The organism is Betaproteobacteria bacterium, assembly GCA_016709965.1.
Lineage (GTDB): Bacteria > Pseudomonadota > Gammaproteobacteria > Burkholderiales > Rhodocyclaceae > Azonexus > Azonexus amarohabitans.
In genome coordinates this window covers 434,502-456,215 of record JADJLT010000001.1, presented here as the reverse complement: position 1 = coordinate 456,215, position 21,714 = coordinate 434,502, and the positions used below count along the sequence as shown (strand labels likewise).

At 49.3% G+C, this 21,714-nt stretch carries 12 protein-coding genes and 7 pseudogenes; all 19 read right to left on the bottom strand.

Annotated elements, in window-relative coordinates; translation table 11 throughout:
• Positions 1-197: 197 nt before the first annotated feature.
• The 19 genes and pseudogenes from IPJ12_02250 to IPJ12_02160 all read right to left on the bottom strand — a co-directional run bounded on the left by IPJ12_02250 (position 198) and on the right by IPJ12_02160 (position 21,599).
• Positions 198-1,085 carry a hypothetical protein gene (locus tag IPJ12_02250; GenBank protein ID MBK7646012.1) on the bottom strand — a complete coding sequence of 296 codons (888 nt, stop codon included), beginning with the start codon at positions 1,083-1,085 and terminating at the stop codon, positions 198-200.
• Between the two features lie 1,115 nt (positions 1,086-2,200).
• Positions 2,201-2,800, bottom strand: a complete 600-nt coding sequence (locus IPJ12_02245; protein MBK7646011.1) for a hypothetical protein — start codon at positions 2,798-2,800, stop codon at positions 2,201-2,203.
• Complete coding sequence (locus tag IPJ12_02240) at positions 2,797-4,116, bottom strand: putative O-glycosylation ligase, exosortase A system-associated (protein ID MBK7646010.1); 1,320 nt, start codon at positions 4,114-4,116, stop codon at positions 2,797-2,799. Before IPJ12_02240 ends, IPJ12_02245 begins: the two co-directional genes overlap by 4 nt.
• Positions 4,117-4,324: 208 nt before the next feature.
• The gene (locus tag IPJ12_02235; GenBank protein ID MBK7646009.1) at positions 4,325-5,674 is read right to left on the bottom strand and encodes a phenylacetate--CoA ligase family protein; all 1,350 of its coding nucleotides are present in this window, start codon (positions 5,672-5,674) and stop codon (positions 4,325-4,327) included.
• Positions 5,675-5,684: 10 nt separating this feature from the next.
• Entirely contained in the window at positions 5,685-6,719 is a 1,035-nt protein-coding gene (locus tag IPJ12_02230; GenBank protein MBK7646008.1) for a glycosyltransferase family 4 protein, read from the bottom strand.
• Positions 6,720-6,779: 60 nt separating this feature from the next.
• Positions 6,780-7,988, bottom strand: a complete 1,209-nt coding sequence (locus tag IPJ12_02225; protein ID MBK7646007.1) for a glycosyltransferase, exosortase A system-associated — start codon at positions 7,986-7,988, stop codon at positions 6,780-6,782.
• A pseudogene (locus IPJ12_02220) lies at positions 7,988-9,895 on the bottom strand (amidotransferase 1, exosortase A system-associated). The gene IPJ12_02225 and the pseudogene IPJ12_02220 overlap by 1 nt, the downstream one beginning before the upstream one ends.
• Before the next feature lie 16 nt (positions 9,896-9,911).
• Positions 9,912-11,070: pseudogene (locus IPJ12_02215) on the bottom strand (TIGR03088 family PEP-CTERM/XrtA system glycosyltransferase).
• Positions 11,071-11,097: 27 nt separating this feature from the next.
• Positions 11,098-11,643: pseudogene (gene epsI, locus IPJ12_02210) on the bottom strand (EpsI family protein).
• A 125-nt stretch (positions 11,644-11,768) separates the two neighbouring features.
• Positions 11,769-12,302 carry an exosortase gene (xrt, locus tag IPJ12_02205; GenBank protein MBK7646006.1) on the bottom strand — a complete coding sequence of 178 codons (534 nt, stop codon included), beginning with the start codon at positions 12,300-12,302 and terminating at the stop codon, positions 11,769-11,771.
• A gap of 10 nt (positions 12,303-12,312) precedes the next feature.
• Positions 12,313-12,591: an archaeosortase/exosortase family protein gene (locus tag IPJ12_02200; protein ID MBK7646005.1), complete on the bottom strand. Its 279-nt coding sequence runs from the start codon at positions 12,589-12,591 to the stop codon at positions 12,313-12,315.
• A pseudogene (locus IPJ12_02195) lies at positions 12,588-13,795 on the bottom strand (TIGR03087 family PEP-CTERM/XrtA system glycosyltransferase). The gene IPJ12_02200 and the pseudogene IPJ12_02195 overlap by 4 nt, the downstream one beginning before the upstream one ends.
• Before the next feature lie 2 nt (positions 13,796-13,797).
• Positions 13,798-14,829: pseudogene (locus IPJ12_02190) on the bottom strand (FemAB family PEP-CTERM system-associated protein).
• Between the two features lie 4 nt (positions 14,830-14,833).
• Positions 14,834-15,677 (bottom strand): annotated as a pseudogene (locus IPJ12_02185) (DUF3473 domain-containing protein).
• A gap of 53 nt (positions 15,678-15,730) precedes the next feature.
• Positions 15,731-16,834, bottom strand: a complete 1,104-nt coding sequence (locus tag IPJ12_02180) for an AAA family ATPase (protein ID MBK7646004.1) — start codon at positions 16,832-16,834, stop codon at positions 15,731-15,733.
• Between the two features lie 4 nt (positions 16,835-16,838).
• Positions 16,839-18,404, bottom strand: a complete 1,566-nt coding sequence (locus IPJ12_02175) for a TIGR03016 family PEP-CTERM system-associated outer membrane protein (protein ID MBK7646003.1) — start codon at positions 18,402-18,404, stop codon at positions 16,839-16,841.
• Positions 18,394-19,339: pseudogene (locus IPJ12_02170) on the bottom strand (tyrosine-protein kinase family protein). Before IPJ12_02170 ends, IPJ12_02175 begins: the two are co-directional and overlap by 11 nt.
• Positions 19,340-19,348: 9 nt before the next feature.
• Complete coding sequence (locus IPJ12_02165; protein MBK7646002.1) at positions 19,349-20,908, bottom strand: chain length-determining protein; 1,560 nt, start codon at positions 20,906-20,908, stop codon at positions 19,349-19,351.
• Positions 20,909-20,975: 67 nt separating this feature from the next.
• Complete coding sequence (locus IPJ12_02160) at positions 20,976-21,599, bottom strand: polysaccharide biosynthesis/export family protein (GenBank protein ID MBK7646001.1); 624 nt, start codon at positions 21,597-21,599, stop codon at positions 20,976-20,978.
• Between the last annotated feature and the right edge of the window lie 115 nt (positions 21,600-21,714).

Below are 21,714 nucleotides of genomic sequence, written 5' to 3'. Positions count from 1 at the left end.
GCTTGAACCTGATTGACCAAGAGAAAGCCAATAATCATGACAATCAGTATTCGCGACATATTTGGTTCAACTTTCGAAAAGTAATCGTTAAAAAAGATTTGTTGACTAATTTGCTATTTTATCGGATACCGTTTCATACAACTCATTTTCTCAAAAAGTAGCATTCAATATTTTTCGCAATGCCTAGGTTATTGAAGTTAATTAGTAAATTTCCTGTTTAGCTCCACCTGATTTATTTTGTCGTCTGTGAAGTTTTTTGAAATTAATTCATCGAATTCGTGAAAAGACAGCTTTGATTCGTTAATTGCTGTCTTTGCTCCATCTTCGTTATCTAAATACCAACGGGAAATGATTTGATTAATATGTCTTGGCAATTCGTTTAGTGGAATTTTAAGTATAACCAAGTGATATTTAAGCGCGGCATTTTCAATAATTCCCTTTGCTTGGCGACGCTTTCTCTTGAAGAATGCTAATATGTCTTTTACCCTAAACCAGCGCTTTTCATCGACATGCCAAGTCGCATCAATGGCTATTGGTATATATTTTTTCGGAAGCCATGGATTGGTCACATTGTCTAGTCCAAAAGACAAAAAAGCTCCCATGATCGAGTCAACCCGGTACATGCCAATCGGAATACGTATATCTTTAGTTTTTATTACTTTCATGGCTCGATGAGAAATCCCACAGAAATTTCCATGGAAGCCGCCATTTTTCAACATTTCTTTTCTTATCGCCTTCGCACTCTTGCCTATACTTGGAAGCCCCGAACTTCCAAGTGCCTCCGGGAGCAACATAGAGCGACATATTGAGTCAATACTTGATGGGTCTACTCTGACATACCCATCAATATAAACGACATCGAGGCCATTATCACGCCATATTTTATGTATATGGGTGTTCCACGCGTTCCCTTTGTCAGCCAATTTGATGGACCAAACATAAATTTCAATTGGCCTATATATTTTGACTAGGGCTAGCCTTTCTACGAACCGTTCAACATTGCTCTCATTGCCATTAATGACTATATCGATAATCGAATCATCAGGGATGGCCAAGATTGCATGTTTTACAGTAAGCTCAAGCACATTTATATCCTCCCGGGAGGATAGTATGGCTATATTTACCGGGCTTCTAGAATTTGTGTCTCTTGAATTTGCGCTATTCATCGCACTCATTCACCCATCGATGAATTTTAAAATCAAATAAAGTCCTGCCGGTTTTACAAGGCTTCAGCATTTGTATTTCATCCAAGCTTGATTCAAAATTTCAGTCAAAGCGATTGCGCATATTTGTCATTGGCGATCAAGAATGTATGACTTGGAGGGGCAACGATATGCCACCGATAGTTACGTACTGTAAAACCTGTTTACAGCCTAGCACTTTTGAACGTACCGTACCACAAAATCTAATTGGCATGTCAGGTGGGCTCCATAGTTTCCAATTTCTCGACAAAATTCAGAAAAATCAGCATAGCCATCACCTATTGGCGTTTATTGATCCGCTTGTCGCCAAATGTGCGCTCTGGAGAACTCTTCCATTGTTGACGCCTCTATCGTTGCTTTCCAATAGAAAAGACAAATCAAAAGCAGCGACGTACGAAATTTCTGCGGTCAACTGCAAAAAGTAATGGAAAATTCATCAGGTTAGACTATGCAAGCGAGTCGTGTTGAACAAGTTAACCTTAATCACCTTTTTATTACTACGGTTTCGCTAAACGCGGAAAGAATTTTGTGGGAGGCCATTGTTCCCATGTTTTTGGGACAATCCACACCGAAAGTTTTGGAGACCGTGTTACAAGAATTGATACTGCATAAGATAGGCCGATCGCTGCACCGGTTGTTACGCACCCACAAAAGAAAAACATAAGTGGCGATGAAACATTTCCAAATACAATCGGTATCAGCTTGCCGATAAGCACATAGGCTACCGGGTGTATTAAATATATCAATAAGGAATTTTCTCCAATCGCCTCAAACCATTGAAGCTGTTTAGGAAGGGAGGTGAGCCAGGCCACTGTCATAACTCCCATGATTCCGGATAGGTCTTGGAAAAATAGGATTTTTGGTTTGTTTATTCCGGCAAGTTCAAATGTAGCTATTTCCAGATGAGTGGGGCCTGAAACCAAAATGCCGTAGCTCAAAATAAAGATAGATGTGACAATCGGTCCCCATGTCCGTGGTAATTGGCGATTTAATATTTCTCACCAAATAAATCCAAGGAAGAAAATATTTATTGCAATGGAAAATCCGAAAGGTGGCCACAACATAACGGATTGCGACAAAAGTGGAGTTGCCAAATGAACTATTAAGGCAATTCCCAATCCAAAATGCTTTACGCGATGGGAGAGTAATGAGTCATACATGGCCAATAGGCACGTTAGGCCAAAAAGAGCCGGCAAGAACCACAGCATCAAAAGCCCAGACGCCGATTTGGTAAAAGGGGCGTTTCCAATGAGCATCGCAAGCCCCCACGCAAACAGGCTATCGCTGGCGCTGGAATGGTCACGATACATTAGAAAGAATGCCAGAGTGGCCGCTGACAAGGCCCACCAGTATGGAATCAGGTATCTGGCAATACGGTTAGCAATGAAGCGAAAATTCCATTCCTTTGTGCCAAAAGTAAATGCAAGAAGAAAAAATCCAAGAACGTGAAACGTCAGTGGCTCAAAGAGGCTTGGAGCTAGTAGTCTGAACCAGTCGTTATGGTCGGTAGCAACGATAACAATCAAAATACCTTTGATCCGTTCCGAATTACGCCCAAGTAACGCTTTGAGTGTTTCATGGGTATTATTGACGGTCATGCCAATACCGTGCTGTTTGAATTGATTGTGCGGCTTTCACAGCATACCAAATGGCGCAGGGCGACGAGAATCGCAAAAATCATATACATAAAATCGAAATATGCCATGTTCAATGCAGCTCCGGAAACTGCATAGGCAAAAAGTGTATATTGAAGCGCCTTGGCCAAGTCGCGTGCCCAGTGCCATTCTGGCCGATCACGAGCTGCCCGTATCGTCGCTGATGCGTTGCGCCAGGAGCTAATCAGGATGGCGAGGAAAATGCCCAACCCAACAAAACCGAGGTCGCCAAGTGTCTGAAAGTAAATGCTGTGGGCTGCAAATGCCCTAGTTGGGTGAGGTTCATCCGTCGGAATGAAGCGAAGCTTGTGGAATTCCAGCGCATACTTTGTCCAAATTGTAAAATCTTGTACGGCATAAAATCCTCCACCAAAAATGGGATGATCCATCGCAAGCAATGTGCTTTGTTTCCAGGCAATGACTCGTCCCATAAATGAGTTATCCTGACCAGCCTCAGTAATTGTATCCATCCGGTCGGACCAGCGGCTAGGCGCAAAGGTAATTGCCGCAATAACCAAAGGAATGAGTATCAGGGTATTCCTGATCTTTTTTGGGTTGCGTATGAATGCGAGACTGCCTACAGCTACTATCCCTAACAGTCCGCCACGGGAGAATGTACCCATGATTGTCGCTAACAGCAGAAGCATAGACCCCAATAGTGCGAATTTCACCAACCTGTAGGGGGATTGGTTATATAAATAGAAAACTATGGGGATCAAAGCAATCATTGCCAGAGCAAAATGGTTGTTGTCTCCGATAATTGATAGACCTGGGCCGTAAATGTGAGATGTGCCACCTGATGCTAGAAATTTGGCGCCAGCCACTACGCCATGAAAACCGAGTGAAAGTACTACCGCATAAAGCAAGGCAATAATCCGTTCCTTGGAAGTCATGAGTCCTGCGACGACGAAGGCAAAGACGAGTATTTTGATAAAGTTTTCCCATTCGCGCATAGCGTCATCGGTTGATGAGATACCGGTTAACGCGGAGATCGTTCCCCATACACCAAACAAGGCGAGAAGAAAAAGTGTGGTGTTTGGCGGCAGTTTTTTTGGTTCACGCGACAGTAGCCAAGCAAGAAGCGTAATGATCGCAACGATCTTGTTATATGGGATTGCAGCTGCAAAACCGTAGGCAAAGAAATTTGGAATGACGAGCGCTGTCCAGCACCAAAGCAATACGCCAACGTGTGGATAGCGGAATACTTGCCCCATCACCAACATGGCGAAAAATCCGGAGAATAGGGCTATGTCACGCATGCGTGTATACCGTGGTATGGCTTTTCTGCTGCAATTCTGCAGTTAGCTTGCTCATCATTTATGGTGTCCGCTTTTTATTTTTTTCTGTTTCAAGGTGCGCACTCCATCTGACGAGGATTACCATCGCCAAAATATCAAAAACCCACAAGATTGATTCCACGTCTTAACTCCTCTATTCGGTCTTGCCCAAAGATTTTCAGGGTTGCTCTCAGGGTTTGACCTGACTCACAACGTATCGATGTTTACCTGATTTCTCCGGGGGTATTTCCGCTAGAAGCTGGATATCGATTTCTACGTCGTTCCCGAGCCGGGCCTGCAAGCCTTCGCGGATGGTTTTTTCATCAGTAATGCCGAAGCTCGGGTTTGCCACGACTTGAACACGAGTGAGGTTCAGCGATTCTTGAATGATCTTGAAGGCGCGAACGGCTGGCAGGTCACGCAGGATATAAATGAGGGCGAGTCCGTGCATCACCGTGCCGTCAGAGGCAATTACGAAATCCGTGCTCCGTCCTTGAATTTCCTTGAGTAGCGGTAGGCCGCGACCACAACTGCAAGAGGTGTTTCCAAGCGTTCCAATGTCGCCGGTACGGTAGCGAATAAATGGGAAATCGGAGGTTGCCATGTGGGTCACAACAATCTCGCCCGAGATGCCCGCTGGTTGCACATTGCCTTGCTCATCGACTATTTCGACGATGATGTCTTCGGCAGTGATGTGCATGCTGCCAGCAGGGCATTCGTGGGCAATGAAGCCAGCATCACGGCCACCGTAGCCATTGGCGACCGGGCAGGCGAATGCGCTTGAGATAGCTTCGCGCTGATGGTCATACAGTCGCTCGGAGGTGCAGAAGACAACCTTGATACCGAGATCGTTTAGAAGGATGCCCCTTTTTTGCGCATGGGTAGCAATATGACTGATTGCCGACGGGTAGCCAAAGAGCATTTTTGGGCGTCGCTCGCGGATTCGAGCAACGAACTGGTCCAGATTGGTGTCGTTCATCAGGAAAGCTGGCATGAGCTCGGTGCGCATCAGTTTGTCGCGGATGGCACGAACTCTGTCCTGGGTGCCTAGTTCGATCGGGGATCCCCAGACAACAATTTCCGGATCGCCGATGTCCACATCCCACCAGCGGGTGGCTCGCCATTTTGCCGCGACGTCGTGGCTGACGCGCTCGGTGCCTATGAAAAAGATCAGTGGTTCGCCAGAGGAGCCGCCGGTATTGAAACGGGCGAGACCTTGAGCGATATCTGACTTCATCCGGTCGCCTTCGGCTCGGATGACCGATTTGGTCAGGAAGGGAATTTTCTGAAGATCGGTTAGCGATTGAATCTTCTGCGGATCGAAGCTCAGCTTCTTGAAGCAGTCGCGATAGTAGGGGACGTGTGTACCGACTTTTGTGAGAAGGCTGCGCAGGCGTTCGAGCTGGAAGTCTCCCAGTTTCTCTGCTGACCACCATTGGGAATGGTCCATCGCTTGGCGAATTGCGACGGTGTCGTGCTTTTTCAGCTTTTCCTGCAAAGGAAACAGAACATTGGCGACGAGCGAGGTTTGGAGTCCCATGGAAATATCCTTAAGCCGCCAAACGGCGTGCGTAGCTGGCTTGCTCATACACATTGGATAGCAGCGGCCATACTCGCTGCCATGTATATTGTTGCACTTCTGACAGGCCATTTTTGACCAACTGTTCTGACAGGGCTACATCGTCCATCAATCGAAGTATGGCCTCTGCCATTGCGTCTGGCGAACCGGGGGGAACCAGCAATGCGGTCTGGCCATCCTTGACGATGTAAGGAACGCCACCGACATTTGTACTGACAACAGGTACAGCGCTGGCCAATGCCTCAAGGACGGAATTAGGCATGTTGTCGACGAGGCTTGGATTGATGGCGATGTCGGCATTTCGATAGGCTACGGCCATCGCGTCTCGGTCGAGGCGGCCGGCGAATGTGATCGCTCCGGCGAGGCCCAGGCTTTCGGTCAAGGCTTTGAGTTGCTCAGCTAGCGGGCCTGAGCCTGCTATGGTCAGCGTTGCATCGGGATAGCTACGGTGAACCGTAAAAAAGGCTCGAATTGCAGTTTCGTTGTCGTAGATGGGTTCGAGATTTCTTGCGATCAAGAGATGGCGCCGGGAAGTCCGGTGCGGTGTCGGATTGCTGAAATGTTCGATGTCGACAATATTGGGTACGATTTTCGCTGCCATGTTAAAGCTGGCAAATACGGTTTTCAGGAACCCGGAGGGAACGACTAGTGCGGATGCCTGGCGCATGCTCAACCCGACTGATTGCGATGAATTAGCCAGGAATGTTGCTGCTTCGCCGCCCCGATAATTGACAATAACCGGAGTTTTGCGGAGCTTGGCGATCCAGATGGCAGGCGTTGCAAAAAGATGCCACGACCACCCGGAGTTGGCCATGACATGCAGGAGGTTGCACTGACCAGCGATGTTCCAGAGTTTTAGCAGATATGGAACAAGGCGAAAGAAGGCGCGAATGACGGGAAGGCCGGAAACCCAATGCGGGCGATATTCCGCATTGGTTTGGACAACGGAGACCGTGAGCCCTTCTCCGCGGAGAAGTTCGGCCAACTGGCGGGTTTGATTGGCCATGCCGCCGAAGGGTGGGGGGCAAGGGGCCAACCAGCCCAATGTGCATCGGTTGATCTGCCATTATCCGTGCTTCACCAGGCGGGAATATGGCTCGCGATAGTTCGCGACACTGTTCCGCCAGTTGCGGGTGTTTTCAACGAATTGACGGCCGTTGGCTTTGAGTGTTGGCCAGCGGTCGCGGTTGCCGAGCAATTCCAGGATGGCGTGCGATAACGATTGCCGGTCTCCGGCTTTGAAGAGGATGCCGGTCTTATTGTGCTCGACGAGTTCCTTGTGGCCGCCAACGTCCGAGGCGACAAAAAGCTGACCTTGGGCCATGGCTTCGAGTGGCTTCAGCGGGGTGACGAGTTCCGTCAGGCGCATCGGGTAGCGCGGGTAGGCGAGGACGTTGATCAGGTCGTAATAGCGGCTGACTTCACCATGCGGGACGCGGCCCGTAAAGATCACGACATCGTTCAACCCCAGTTTCTCAGCTTGCCGACGCAGATTGGCTTCCTGCGGACCACCGCCGACCAGCAGGACGCGAATATCGGGGGTTTTTTCTATGATGGCGGGGAGGGCTTCCAACAGCAGATCAAGACCTTCGTAGGCGTAGAAGGATCCGATAAAGCCGATGACCGTTTTGCCGGTCAGGTCCCACTTTTTCTGCAGTTCCGGGTCTGGCGGGCTGGCCAGATTGAATGAAGCGATATCGACTGCGTTGGGGATGACAGTCACTTTATCAGCAGCAACGCCACGCCCAACGATGTCGGCCCGCAATCCTTCGCAAATGGTGAAGACATGGTCCACTTGCTGGATGGCACGGGTTTCAAGCTTACGGGTGGCGCGATAGCGCAGGCTGCCTTCGTTAGTCGTGCCATGATCAACGGCTGCATCTTCCCAAAAAGCGCGGATTTCGTAGACAACCGGGATGCCGAGTTTGCGCGCAACCTTGATGGCCGGGAGTGCATTTAGAACTGGAGAATGGGCGTGAATGATGTCCGGGCGAACTTCACTGGCGACTTCCTCAAGCCTTTGTTCCAGTTGTTTCATTAGAGCTAGCTCTTTGCCCAGGGGGAGCTTGGCAAGGGCGCCGGTTGCCAGGGGAGTGCGGTAAAAGCGCAGTCCGTCGACATCTTCAAAGGGGGCGGATATCTCGCCTTGCTTGGGCGATGTGAGATGAAAGGTTTCCCAGCCTAGCGCACGTTGCTCACGCAAAAGTGCGGCGGTGCGAAAGGTGTAGCCGCTGTGCAGGGGGATCGAGTGGTCGAGAACGTGTAGTGTGCGAATCATGCGAGTTCGCCTTGTTCCATGACGTTGCGCAGAAAGGCTTCAAACATTAGGATGGTCCAGATGCTGGCGCTGTAGTCACGGCTGCCATTGTTGTGGGCATCGGCCAGATGCTGCAGGTATTCGCGATTAAACCAACCTGTTTCGGCAAGTCGGGGGCCGAGCAGTGCATCCTGGACGCGTTGTTTGAGTGGGCCTCTGAACCAGCGGGCGAGTGGTACCGAAAAGCCCATTTTGGGGCGATAGAGGACGTCGTTGGGGAGGTAGGGCTCCATCGACTTTTTGAGCAGGTATTTGGTTTCCTGGCCGCGAATCTTTTGGGATGAATTGAGTGTTGCCAACCATTCGATTAGTTCGTGATCCATCAGTGGTTCGCGGACCTCTAGCGAATGAGCCATACTGGCTCGATCGACCTTGGTGTTGATGTCGCCTACGAGGTAGGTTTTGAGATCGAGATATTGGATGAGCGCTAGCGGGTCATCCGTTTTGGCTTTTGCTGCATGATGATTGAATACCTTAATAGCATCGTACCCGCCAAGTGCTGATTTGAAGGAGGGGCTGAACAACTGATTGCGCATCGGGGCACGCAGAATTGAGACGGAGTGAAAGTAAGCCTCAACCGCGGTACGGGCAATACCTTCAAACGTAGTCTTGGCACGAAAAACACGAGGTGCCCAATCAGCTTTGGGATAGAGCTTGCCCAAGGCGCCAAATATTGGGCGGCGCAAACTCAGCGGTAGGGCTGAGCGCATTTTTTCTTCCATCAGATGTAGTTTATAGCGGCGATAGCCGCCAAAGCTCTCGTCACCGCCATCACCTGAAAGCGCAACGGTGACGTGCTTTCGCGCTAGCTGGCAGACGCGGTAAGTGGGGATCGCGGAACTGTCAGCGTAGGGTTCGTCGTACAGTTTGGCAAGGGTATCGATGAGGTCGAAGTCGTCACTTTCGACAATGTCCAGATAGTGATTGGTTTGGTAACGGTCTGCCACAGTCTTGGCGAATTCGGATTCATTGAAGGCCGGGTCGGAAAAGCCAATGGAACAGGTATTGACTGCAGTATTTGAGAGTCCTGCCATGAGAGCGACCACGGCACTTGAGTCAACGCCGCCCGAGAGGGAAGGCCCCGAGGGGAACTTCGGAAATCATCCGGAGTTTGATCGACTCTTTGAGGCGATGCGTGAGTTCCGCACAGGCGGTGGCATCGTTGATCGGATTGTCGAGAGTGAATTTAATGTCCCAGTATTCTCGAGGATGGCCAATCGATTGGCCACGACGCAGTAAAGCGTGTGGGCAGGGGGAAGTTTTTTGGCTTGTTTGAAGATTGCCCGTGGTTCGGCGACATAACCCAGAGCGAAATACTCTTCGACGGCGCAGGGGTCAATTTCACGCTTGAGCCCGCCGTTGGCCAGAATGGATTTGAGTTCGGAACCGAAGAGGAAGGTGCCGTCGTCGAGCAGGGCGTAGTAGAGTGGCTTTACACCAAGCCTGTCACGGGCGAGAAAAAAGGTTTCGCGGTTGCGGTCCCAAAGGGCAAAGGCAAACATACCGCGGAAGCGATCTACGCATTTTTCACCCCAGGATTCCCAAGCGTGAACAATCACTTCTGTGTCGCTACGGGTGTGGAAGGTATGACCTAGCGTCTGAAGTTCGGGGATCAGTTCCTGATAGTTATAGATCTCGCCATTAAAGACAACGATAACGCTTTTATTTTCGTTGTACAGGGGTTGCTGCCCGGTAGAGAGGTCGATAATTGAAAGGCGACGATGACCAAGTCCGACGCCGGGTTCGATATGCAACCCACCTTCATCAGGACCGCGATGAAACTGTGATTCATTCATGCGGTGAAGGACTGAACGATCAATGTCGCGTTTGCCTCGAGTATCAAAAATGCCGGTAATTCCACACATGGGGGATTTTTCTCTGTCAGGCGTTGAGCTGTCGCGTGCTATGACCAAGCAGGCGGTCATATAGCTGTTGATAGTTGGAGACCATTGCAGACATGCTGTAATGGTTTTCCACCAATTGGCGGCTCTTTTCGCCCATGCGCTTGGCCGATTCACGCTGTTGTGCAAAAACTACGATAGCTTTTGCCAAGGACTCCGGATTGGCAGGGGGAACCAAGTATCCATTTAGCCCGTCTTGGACCAGTTCAACGTTGCCTCCAACGGCCGTGGCGATGATCGGTAAGCTACTGGCCATGGCCTCAAGAATAGTATTCGATATGCCTTCACTGAGCGAAGGTAGAACGAAGCAATCGAGCCCTCGTATAATTTCTGGCGTGTCGTTACGTGCTCCAGGCATCCATGCAAGTTCTGCAAGACCTGCAGCTTTAACGATAGCTAGCGATTCAGCTCGTAGCGGGCCTTCACCAACCATGACTAAGCGCAGGATGTTGCGCAATTCCGGCGCTAGTTTTAGTGCGTGGACAAAGGCTAGTGCCAGGTTGGTTTGGTTCTTAACAGCTTGCATACGGCCCACTGTGCCGACAATCCAGTGATCGGCGCTATTGAACGGACAGTCAGGGATATTTTGCCGTCGTGGGGCTGGGCAAAATAGGTTCGAATCTACCCCGTTGTATATCTGTGTCACGCGTTTTTCACTAATGCCAATGGATTGTATAAGATAGTCTGCCAGATCTTGAGATAGCGCTATGTAATGTTTCACGAACGGGCTGTAAATCCGCCGTACCCATTGATATTTTTTATTGGCGCCATCCAAATCGCCAATATCGCGACCATGCTCACCGTGGACTCGCACTGATACGCGAGCAACCCAAGCCGGAACCGCCGCTTCAAGCGCGGCCAAGTTTCAGGTGGACTATCGAAGGTTGAATCTGCTGGAACAGGCGATAGAGTTGTGGATAAAACCAGAATAGATGACCGGGGCGTTTATTCAGTGCAAAGAACTGGACATCTGCGCGGTGAATGCGCTTCTTGAAGTCGGTGATTTCAGTCAGTGCTATTATTGCGTGCCGGTAGGCGTCCTCAGGCATGTGATTGATCAGGTTGACGACGCCGTTTTCCAGTCCGCCAGTATCGAAGCGGTGCATGATGTGGGCAACCAATGGGCGAGAGTCGCTCATTTCTGCCGAGCCCCGGCCAAACTTTGAAAGGATTTCGGCACCTAGTTCAGTGGCGAAGGCTGGCAGGACGTCGGCAGCAGTTGCCGCGGGTGCGTAGATGATGATAACCGCACTGTCATCACCGTGGCCTGTAAGCATAGCCCAAGCTGTTAGCCATTTTGCCTCGATATCGCTATTGGTCAGGTGGCCATTGATCCAGTACCACTGCCAAACAATATAGCGATCGTCTGCTCCGCTCTGCTTATGTAGTAGTTCTGCTTCCCGTACAGGATGCTCGACGCCGCCAAAGGTGTATTTCACCGAACTGCTAGTGACGACTTGCCAAAGTTTATCGTTTGATGTTGCGAGTACGTTGGTTGATGTGACCAGTTTATTGTCATAGTTCTGGTTTTGATAATAAGCAATATAAAGCCCAACCCACCCTTCTGGATTCCTGTAAGTCGAGTCTAGTTCGGCTGAGGGATTAGCAAATCGAGGCCGCCAGTCGATCTGCGAATCCGTTATATGCCATGGGGTGGTAGTCTCTACAAGAACAAGCTTGACGTTTTTTGATGTGCTACTTTTTCTCGACATAGGTTTTGTACAGAGGAGCAGCAACGATGATCAGGCTAAGCAGAATTGCGATCTGCCATGGACTTTTCGTGGGTCTGTTGTTCTCAGTTGAGATCGGGTTGCCCGGTTGATCTGCCCGAATGGGTTCAGCCCACCGCATTCCAATCGCAAACATGATAGCGATGACGACTCCGAAAAATACCCAGCCATAGATCAGGTGGTCTCCCAGTTGCAAGTTTATTGCCTGAGATATGACCGAGGAGCACAATCAGGTAGGCGCGTAGCCAGTTGGCAGCAATGGGAACCAGCAATGCAACGATTATGAATGTCAGACGGCGCTTGAGTGAGGTGTAGGTGAGATAGGCGTACAGCGTACCGACGGTCAGCGAAGCGATCAGGTAGCGAATACCACTGCAGGCTTCGACCACCGACCAGTTGCCGCTGGGTATGACGAAATTCTGACCTTCGCGGAATACTGGTATGCCTGTCAGCCGCAAGGCGTGTACCGTAAAGTCGGCAGTCCATTCCATCAATTGGGGCAGCAGAAAATCGCCGATGGGTACTGCGAAAAACAGAAAAACAAACGGGAAGGCCATTTCCTTACCGATAACGAGTCCAACCAGGGAACAGATGGTCAAAATGGCAATAGCTATGACCGAGAATTGGGTCAAGGCGTTCACAGCAGTCAGATCACCGAGTAGCCAGCAAAAAAACGACAGCGAGCGGTAGGGCAAACAACAAAGTCGGTCGCGGCTGCAAAACGGCTAGACGATGGCGATCACGCCAGACGAGCCATAGGGTGATCGGTGGAACAATTAGTCCATGGGCATATGTTTCTGAACGCCACCAGATTCCTGCCATTGCCTCCACGGAACCCCAGTACCAATAAGCGATCCATGAAAGTAGTAGACCTATCGCGTATAGAGTCGGTTTCCAGCCGAGCAGGTGATTTTCTCCAGTGCGGGTCATTGACTGACCTTGTTGGGACAGGGAAGATATTGATCTATGCCGCTGAGATGCGCTTCCCAGCTATAGTGTTTTAATACCCTTTCGCGGGCTGCTGCACCGATTCTGACGCAACGTTCCTCATCTTGCAGAAGGGTTTCGATCTCCGCGATGAAGTCTGAAGTTGCAGAAGCAGTTAACAATTCCTGCCCATAAATGGCGTCGACCGCTGTAGCGCATTCGGTAGAGGCGACCACTGGTTTGGCCATCGCCATCGCTTCCAGAATTTTATTTTGGATGCCACGAGCGATTCTTAGCGGAGCAACGACGACTGTTGCATATTGCAGATACGGACGTATATCGGGAACTGTTCCGGTCACAGTGATATTGGTACGCCAGTGCCAGAACCTCGGAGGTGGATTGCTGCCTACGATGTAGAAACGAAGTTTTGGCCAACGTTGGAATAGTGTAGGAACCATGTCAGTGGCAAACCAGCGTACGGCATCAATATTTGGCAGATAGTCCATGGCACCGGTGAATGCGATGGGTATCTCATCGGCGATGTAGGGAGATGTACGATTGTCGTCAGGGGTGAAATAGTCGGCGTCAACACCGTTGCAAAGTGCTTGGACACGGACGGCACATTCAGGTGCCAGGTGGGCAAAATGATCTGCCTCCGCATCGGTTACAAAAAATGAACGTGTGGAGCGGATCGAGGTTTCTCGTTCATAGGCCAGTAGTCGCTTACCTTCCAGTCGGTATAGCCAAGACATCGGCCAGCGGTGCTCGGGCGCGTATTGAGTCCATTTTGCTGAATCAACATCGACAAAGTCTACAAGTAATGGCACTCGGGTAATCGTTTCAACGTACTGCGCCATCGCTGAGCTGAACACCACAACGGCATCAATTTTTGTTGATGGAGGATGTCATCAACCCAGCGCTGCATTCCGATATCTCGGTAGTAGCGCAGGGATAATGGTTCATCAGCCAGCAAAGCATTGAGGCTACGTATCTTGGCAAATTTCGGGTCGAGGCGAGCGACATGCAGGTCGCTGCAAAAATTACGGACAGTTTCAATGTGCTGCATGTCGTTTGGGTTATCGACAAATGTGCCAAGAAAAACCTTGTGTCGCGCAGCTAGGTGTTTCAGAAAATGGAACGAACGTACCTTGTCGCCCTTATTGGGCGGGTAGGGGAGGCGGTGGACGAGGTAAAGGATGTTCGCCATTGTCAGCCCAAATTGCGCACAATATGTGGGCCAAGCCAGTTGGCGAGTCCGATTGGGATGTGCCTCCAAGCTTTGATGAATAGTTTGTATTTGGCGTTGTTCGGATTATTTTGCGGAATTTTGTCAGATTTGTACAGGCAGTATTCATAGTGCAGCGGCTTTGGTTCAAAGCCCCAATTCTTCTTGAAAGAGTAGGGGCCCGTTCCGATCTTGCTTCGACCAAAGTCAAAGGTGCGCAGGCCACGCTCACAACTCAGTCGCATCAGTTCCCAGTATTTGAAGTCGTTGGCAGCGAGATTACGAGCGGCCTCATCGTCGCCAGCATAGTAAGGCAGCACTTCTTTCTTGAAGTAGAACGAAAGAACGCTGCTCAGCAGCTTACCTTCCGGTGAGGTGATGGTCAGAATTTCACAATCGTTGCCGAAAACCTCCAGAAGGGTGTCAAAATAATGCTTGGGCAAGGCCGGGGTGCCGTGGCGATGAACGTTGTCTGCAAACAGTGAAAAAAATCGGTCGCTGCTCCGGTCAACCTGACTTTTTAGGCAATTTTTAATTCCTTTTCGGACCATTGCCCGCTGTTTACGTGGAATGGCAAGCATGTTGGCTTCGGCATCAGGCAGGATTTCCTTTCGAAAGGTTACGTATAAATCTTGTGTTGGCCAGTTTGAGTGTTTGGCTAAAACGTTTCTGAATTCAGGGTGATCAACGTCGAGTTTGACTGCCAGTTGTTGCGCTTCTGCTTCAAGGCCAGCTTGCGCATCTACGTCATTTGATGCGATGCCGGCATAAACGGCAAAGGAAGCGAGACCAAGGCATTGCCGAAAGGCGGCTCTTGACGTGCGCCAGTGGTAGAACACCAACAATCTGACTTGCCTTTTCGGCATAGAGAAAAATGTGGGGTGTCGGAAAACCTTACCGATGATTTGCTTCCACTCTGCCCGGTGAAAGAATGTTGCGTCCGGGCAAGCGAATACGAATTCGTTCCAGCGCAATACGCTTCCGTGATCGGAAGCATCCAAATGTTTGATGATCATGGGGTTAGGCCTGTTTCAGGAACAATTTATCCATCCGACCCCATGAAAAATCGGCAAGTAGGCGACGCAGGCGACTTTCCATTCGATCGATATTGACGTAGTGGCGAAAACGAGTCTTGGCTCCTATGCCGTCGATACGAGGTTGCCCCGCATCGATTTCCCATGGATGGAAATAGAAAATTGCCGATAACTGATCAACGCTGTTAACGCGTCGTATCATCCAGCGAGATAGCTCATAGGGCATCAAACGAAAATAACCGCCGCCACTAGCGGGCCAATTACGATTGAAAAATCGCACCGTAGTGGCTGGAATTTCCAGCAGATTGCCTATCCGATGTGCGTGCCGCGGTGCATTGGGCATCCCATAATGGTCATGGTGGATCGGATAAATACTGGAGCTGTAGTGATAGCCTGCTTTTTCCAGTGTTTCAAATGCCCAAAGATTTTTCTCGCCGATTGAGAAACTGGGCGCGCGGTAACCCTGACTGCTGTCCCGGAAATGTCTTCTAAAATCAGTTTGGCAACATTTATGTCTGCAAAAAACTGTCTGGAGTTTGATCGCTAACTCGTTCATGGCCATACCCATGGCTTGCCAATTCGTGGCCGTCATTAACGATACGTCGGACGACATTCGGGTAGCGTTCTGCTACCCAGCCCAAGGTAAAGAAAGTGGCTTTGGTATCGTGTTCGTCAAGCATGGCGAGAATGCGATCTATATTTTGCTCGATACGACATTCGCGAATAGGCCAGTCAGTACGCGGAATATACGGTGAAAACGCCGAGACCTGAAAATAGTCCTCAACGTCAATGGTCAGTGCGTTGAATGGATTGGATTGCGGCATGTTCATGGTGATTCATCTGTTTTGATGTTGGCGCTTCGTCAAGTAAGTCACAATAGCGGTCAGACATCAACTTTCACGTTTTCCGTCTGTAATTCGGCTGGTATGCTATCTTTGCTCACAAACTGTTGCATCAAGCTCAGTGTTGCGCTGTTTATTCGCTCAAGTTGTACCAAACTGCTCTCCAACCGAGCCAAGCGCTCTGCGAGATGCTCAGCGCTTAAGGTGGCAATCAATGATTGTTGGACTTGCGGCCTGTCCTGAAATCCGACTGCAGTGCTGGAACTTGAATAGGGCGAATTTGAATTTCCAGCATTTAGATAGTATTGCTGCGATGCTTGTGTCGTGCCACCAATCGTTTCCTCAAATATTTCGCGGGCTACTTCATCGACATCCGCCACATCAAAGTTTTTCTGTTGATTGAGATATCCGAAAAGTAACAAGCGGTCGCAAACAGAGTTAATGCGCCGTGGAATCCCGCTACTAGCCTTGAAAATGGCTTCGAAGGCAAGGCTGGAAATGCTGGGAGAGTCTATGGCGCCTGCATGGTGCAGTCGGTGGGTGATATAGGCCTCTGTTTCACCCACATCCAAGGGGCCGATATGGCAAGTAGCGATTACTCGTTGGCGAAACTGCATCATGTGGGGGCTCTGCAAAATTTGGCGGAACTCCGGTTGGCCAACCAGAAAACTCTGTAGCAGGGCCTGATTGCCATACTGGAAATTAGAGAGCATTCGCAGTTCTTCAACTGCTCTTGCGGATAGATTTTGAGCTTCGTCGACGACCAGAAGGCAGCGTTTGCCTTTCGTAGTCATGCTAATTAGAAAGGCCTCAAGTGACATCAAGACGTCAGATTTCGCAAGATCTTTCGTCCGCAGGCCAAAAGCGGCGCCAACTAATCGTAACGTGTCATCGGCATCAAGTTGCGTACTGACAAGTTGGGCTGCAATCACCTTTTCAGGGTCAAGGCTGTCAAGCAACCCACGAACGATAGTAGTCTTTCCAGCACCTACTTCACCGGTAATGACAATAAAACCCTCATTTTGATGCATACCATATTCAAGATATGCTTGGGCGCGACGGTGCTGCTTGCTTCCAAAATAAAACGCCGGATCTGGATTGAGCTGAAATGGTTTGCTAGTCAGGCCGTAGTATGATTGATACATAAACTCAGAAAATTACTGAAACAGTACCGATGATTGCATTCTCGGTAAAGGGGTTAGTCGAGTTCTCAAATTTTGTATGGCGGATGGTGACAGAACCTGTTGTTCTAGCTCCAAGTTTAGAATTTAAATTTGCCTGATACATTGAAGTTGTGGCTTCTAGTCCGTTGTTGCCGGTCCCAGTACTCTTCTGCCGAGAAGTCATCAAGCTGACGTTGGTAATGGCACTCAGGTTATGTGCAATATTTATGCTGAAGCCGCGCTGAAGAATGCTGGTCGTATTGTTCTGGGAAAAAGTATCATTCACTGCACCTGCGGCAAATATAGACTGGCTCTCGCTGCGAATAAACATCACTGTCACGGTATTCTGTACGCCTTGGAAGGCGAGGGCTAATTGCTGGCTACGTTGAACGGTGGCACGAGAACTCAAAAAACTACTAGTAACTTGTGCGTTGGGCGGAACCCCAAACTGTCCTACGAGATTTACCGCACACGTGTTGGCGGCCTGATTCAATTGGACAGCATCGCTATACAAACTGGAGAGCTGCTGGCTACATATTTGATAAAACATATCAAATATCGTGCCCAAACCAATCGTCGTAAATTGATTTGGTAATACCGATACATCCCTTGTATCAGAGTATCGAATACTGCTCAGCGGAAAACGATGACTAAAACTATATCGGTGACCATTGCCAAAAAATCGGCGTTCCTTAAAGGCGGAAATCTCAGTTCGTTCCGTTGGACTCCAGTCAAAGCCAAAGCCATGAGTGGCGCGGGTCTCCGTATTTTGGGATGCGTAGTTGTTGCTTTCTCTACCGCCACTCATCGAAACTCGTAGTTGCGGAACAATTGTGTATGTCGCCATCCCGAACATTCGTTCAGCGTCTGTTGTGCGTCCTAGGCTATAACTTGATGTCTGTTGGGTTGCATCGAGCGACCATTTTAGATTCTGGAGCCCCGTACTGCCGCGCAATTGGCCTGACCAGTCAGAAATATCGATGCTGGATACCGCCGAAGCGTTAGAGTTTGTTGTCGACCAGTTGTAACGCAATGAGTAATCGACATTTCCAGCAATCTGGCCGCGAATATAAGGAGATAGACGGTAGGTGGTGGTCTCCGTGCTATTGCTATTGATACTGGTGCCACTGGGAGATTGGGGAGCAAACGCAGAGATAGCCTGCTGGGCAATTATTCCGGAGAAATCCAGAAATAGCCAGTTAGAGAAAGCTTCAAACGTTCCAAAGGTGTTTAGAGAATTCTGCGAACGATTTCTTCCAGACGATGTTGAGTAATTCTGCTCCGTCAGAGCGTAGTCGAAATAAGCCTTGAGTCTGGCAGTTTTTGCATCGATCCGGATGCCGGGTGTCAGTTCCGAAATGAAGCCACTTTCTTTACCACTTTGTCCAGCGCTTATCGAAACATTGTCACTCCAAGTTTCTGTCATTTTAATGCGAGGGCTAATAGAGAAATTTCTGCTACTTTGTTCTTCGGACTGCGCTGATACAGAGCTTGATACGAGTCCGAAAAATAAGCCGCTGACCACAATGAAGAGTGTGGCTTTATTTTTCATGCTCGTACCCGTACCCGTACCCGTACCCGTACCCGTACCCGTACCCGTACCCATCTGTCTTAGAGGCCCGTACCTGATTCAGTAACATCATCTTGAGCGGGCATGATTCAATAGTGGCAATTGCTTGTTTCACTGCGGCCTGAGCAGTATTTTCTGCGTTTACCACGATGATTATCTGCCCCATGTGTGTAGCAAGAACACGAGCTTCTGTTGTTAAAAGCAATGGTGGTGAATCAAAGACAATGATGCGATCGCTATAACGGCTAGCCATATCGTCAAGAAGGCGAATCATGGTATCACTCGCCAGTAACTCCGTGGCTCGTGGGTGTGGCGTGCCGCTTGGAAGTATGGAGAGTTTTCAATATTTGTTCGTAACAGAACACTTGAAATATCGACGGAGTTTTGTTCTAAAACATCCAGCAAGCCCGCGGCTGGCGGCAGGCCCAACATATTTAGCACTGAAGGTCGAGCTACATCGGCATCAACTAGCATTACGGTATTGTCGAGTTCCATAGCAATGCTGATCGCTAGATTAATCGCCGAAAAGCTTTTGCCTTCCCCGGCAGCGCGCTGGTTACCATGATCAGGTTACCATTCGGCACTGGTGTAGTACCTCGCCCCATCGCGTTGGCAATTAGCGGGCGTTTGACCACGCGAAACTCATCCGCGAGCTGGCTACGGGCAGCATTGGGGGTAAGTAGGCCAGATGCGGAAATGGCTTCCAGATCTAATATGGTTTGTGCGCTAACAAATCCAGATGTTGTCGGATTTTGGGTTCTTGGTGAATTTAAATATTCTGTGGGGATAGGGGGAGCCGGCTGACTAATAGTAAACTCCGACGAGCCTGTCGTGCGCTTGTCTGGTTCATCGGGGAGTTCGACGCCTGCTTGGCGAAGTTGTTCGAGGCGCTTGGCAGCTTGTTCTATCAGACTCATAAGTCAACCTCAGGTGGCACGTTGGGCCAAGTATGTAAGAAGTCCTAAACCGATTGCATAAGACAGTACTAAACCGGCTGTGGCTAGCAAAAAGCGACGTAGGCTAGTGCGTTCTTTAATTCGACGAGTTTCATTTGGAATTAGGGATACCACACCAAGGACAGGTAAGTCAGTCGTGTCGCGTAGGGTTTTGCTATCAAAGAAAACAGGGCGAATCTGGCTTGCTGCGAAGGCGACAAAAAGACCTGCAACAATAGCGAAAACCAGACCGAGAGGGAAAAGAAGCAATCGATTGGGTGCAACTGGAGTGGACGACGCTCGAGGAGGGTCAATTAGGCGGAAATCTGCCATCGAACCAGCCGAGTCAAGATCCCCGGTAAGTTCGGCTGAGTCTCTCCGAGTAACTAGCTGTTCATAGTTTTTCTTGTCTAGTTCATAATCTCGGTTAAGTTGAGCAAGTTCAGTTTCCAACTGCGGCTGTGTCTTCATAACTGCGGTAGTGCGCTTGTAGCGCTCTTCGTATTCACTTACTCGAGCCCGAAGCGAGGCTGTATTAGCTTCTGCCTCAGCAAGCGAAACCTTAAGTTGCTGGTAGACTGGGTTGTTGCTTACAGACGCCCCTGGATTTGCGACCGCAAACTTTTTACGAGCTTGGAGCTCTTGCCGCTTTTGATCTTCAAGATCCTTAATCAAGCGTCGCGTTCCAATAATATCAGGGTGCTGTTCGGTGTAACGCTGGAGTAAGGTGTCAAGATTTCGCTTTTGAACATCGATTCGGCCATCGATTTCTGGAAGAGATATACTTGACTGACTGCCCGATGTTTCCGGAAGAAGCACCGGTTCTTCTCCCACAATTTGCCGTCGCAGGGCATCGCGCGATTGTTCTGCTTCACGTAGTTCGAGCCGAGCGGTATTTAGCTTTGTTGTAAGTTCACTTAAGCGATCAATGCCACTTCTTCCTTCGCTGGTAGCAAGATCAATATTTCTTAACTTGAACTCTTTCAAACGGTTTTCGCCCTGCTCCAGTTTTTTCTCATAATTACGAATTTGTTCTTCTAGAAATTTTCTGGCTGAGTCGGTGTCCTGACGTTTGTCGCCAAGGCTGGATTCAATGAAAATTGACACAAGTGCTTGCACAACCCGTTGTGCCTTGGCTGGGTCGGGGTCGCGATGTGAAATTGTGTAAAGGTTATCCCTACCCAAGCTCTGAATTTTTAGTGTGCTCGTCAAAGAGTCGATCAGTGCGTCTTGCTGAGTTTTGCTTTTGATATTCAAATCAAGATCGGCCATTCTGATCAATTTTTCAATATTCGGGCGGCTGATAAGGGTCCGACTCAGCATCATGATTTGCTGTTTAATATTCGGTTGAACAGCGAGTCCCGACATTAGCGGTCTCAGGATAGATTGGGTGTCAACATATATACGGGCTGATGCTTCGAACTGGTTTGGAATACGCAAAATTACTCCGGCTGCAATGGCCCCGACAACCCAAGCGACAAGCATGCCGAGCCGACGATGCTTCCATGTTGCGCGCAAGACCGATAAAGCTTGGCGAAGAATTTCATCCATCTAATATGCTCAATTAATTAACGGTCACCGTAAATATAGGATGAACGTAGAGGTTGATCAGGACCGTTTAAAACCAGCTTTGCGGAATGATGACTACATCGCCAGGTTTCATTTCCACGTTAGCTGAAACATCACCATTTTTGACAAGATCTTTGAGGCGTACTTTGTATTGGGCATTATTTTCAGAAGTTCGTAGGATGGTTGCCTTGTTGCCGTCTGCAAAGTCAGTGATACCTCCGACAGCGATCATGACATCCAAAATCGTCATTTTTTGCTTGTATGAAAGAATTTGCGGTTTGGTGGCTGCCCCGATGACACGAATCTGCTCACTGTATGGGCCAACAAAACCGGTCACGATAACTGTGACAACTGGATCACGAATGAACTTGCCCAGTTCTTTCTCGATGTCGCGAGCCAGTGTGGTTGGATCTTTGCCCATTGCCGCTAAGTCGTCGATCAATGGGGCGGAAATCTTCCCATCAGGGCGCACCGGAACGCTCATGGATAGTTCTGGATTGCGCCAAACAACAATATTGAGAGTGTCGCCTGGCCCAATTTTGTAGCTGTAATCTGCTGTTGCGGCCAAAGGTGGTGCTGGAGGGTTGGAGCTACAACCAATCAAGGACCAAACGATAGTCGATGCAATTAATAACTTTGATGCAGTAACCAAGTTGGAATAGAGGTTTGACATGGTTTTTATCTCGATCAGGTTGCGGATGGTAAGTGCCATTGCAGGCAATCAATAGGGCGATATCATAGCGGAAACGGGAGCAAAACCCGACATTGAAGACTATGCGGTGAGAAGG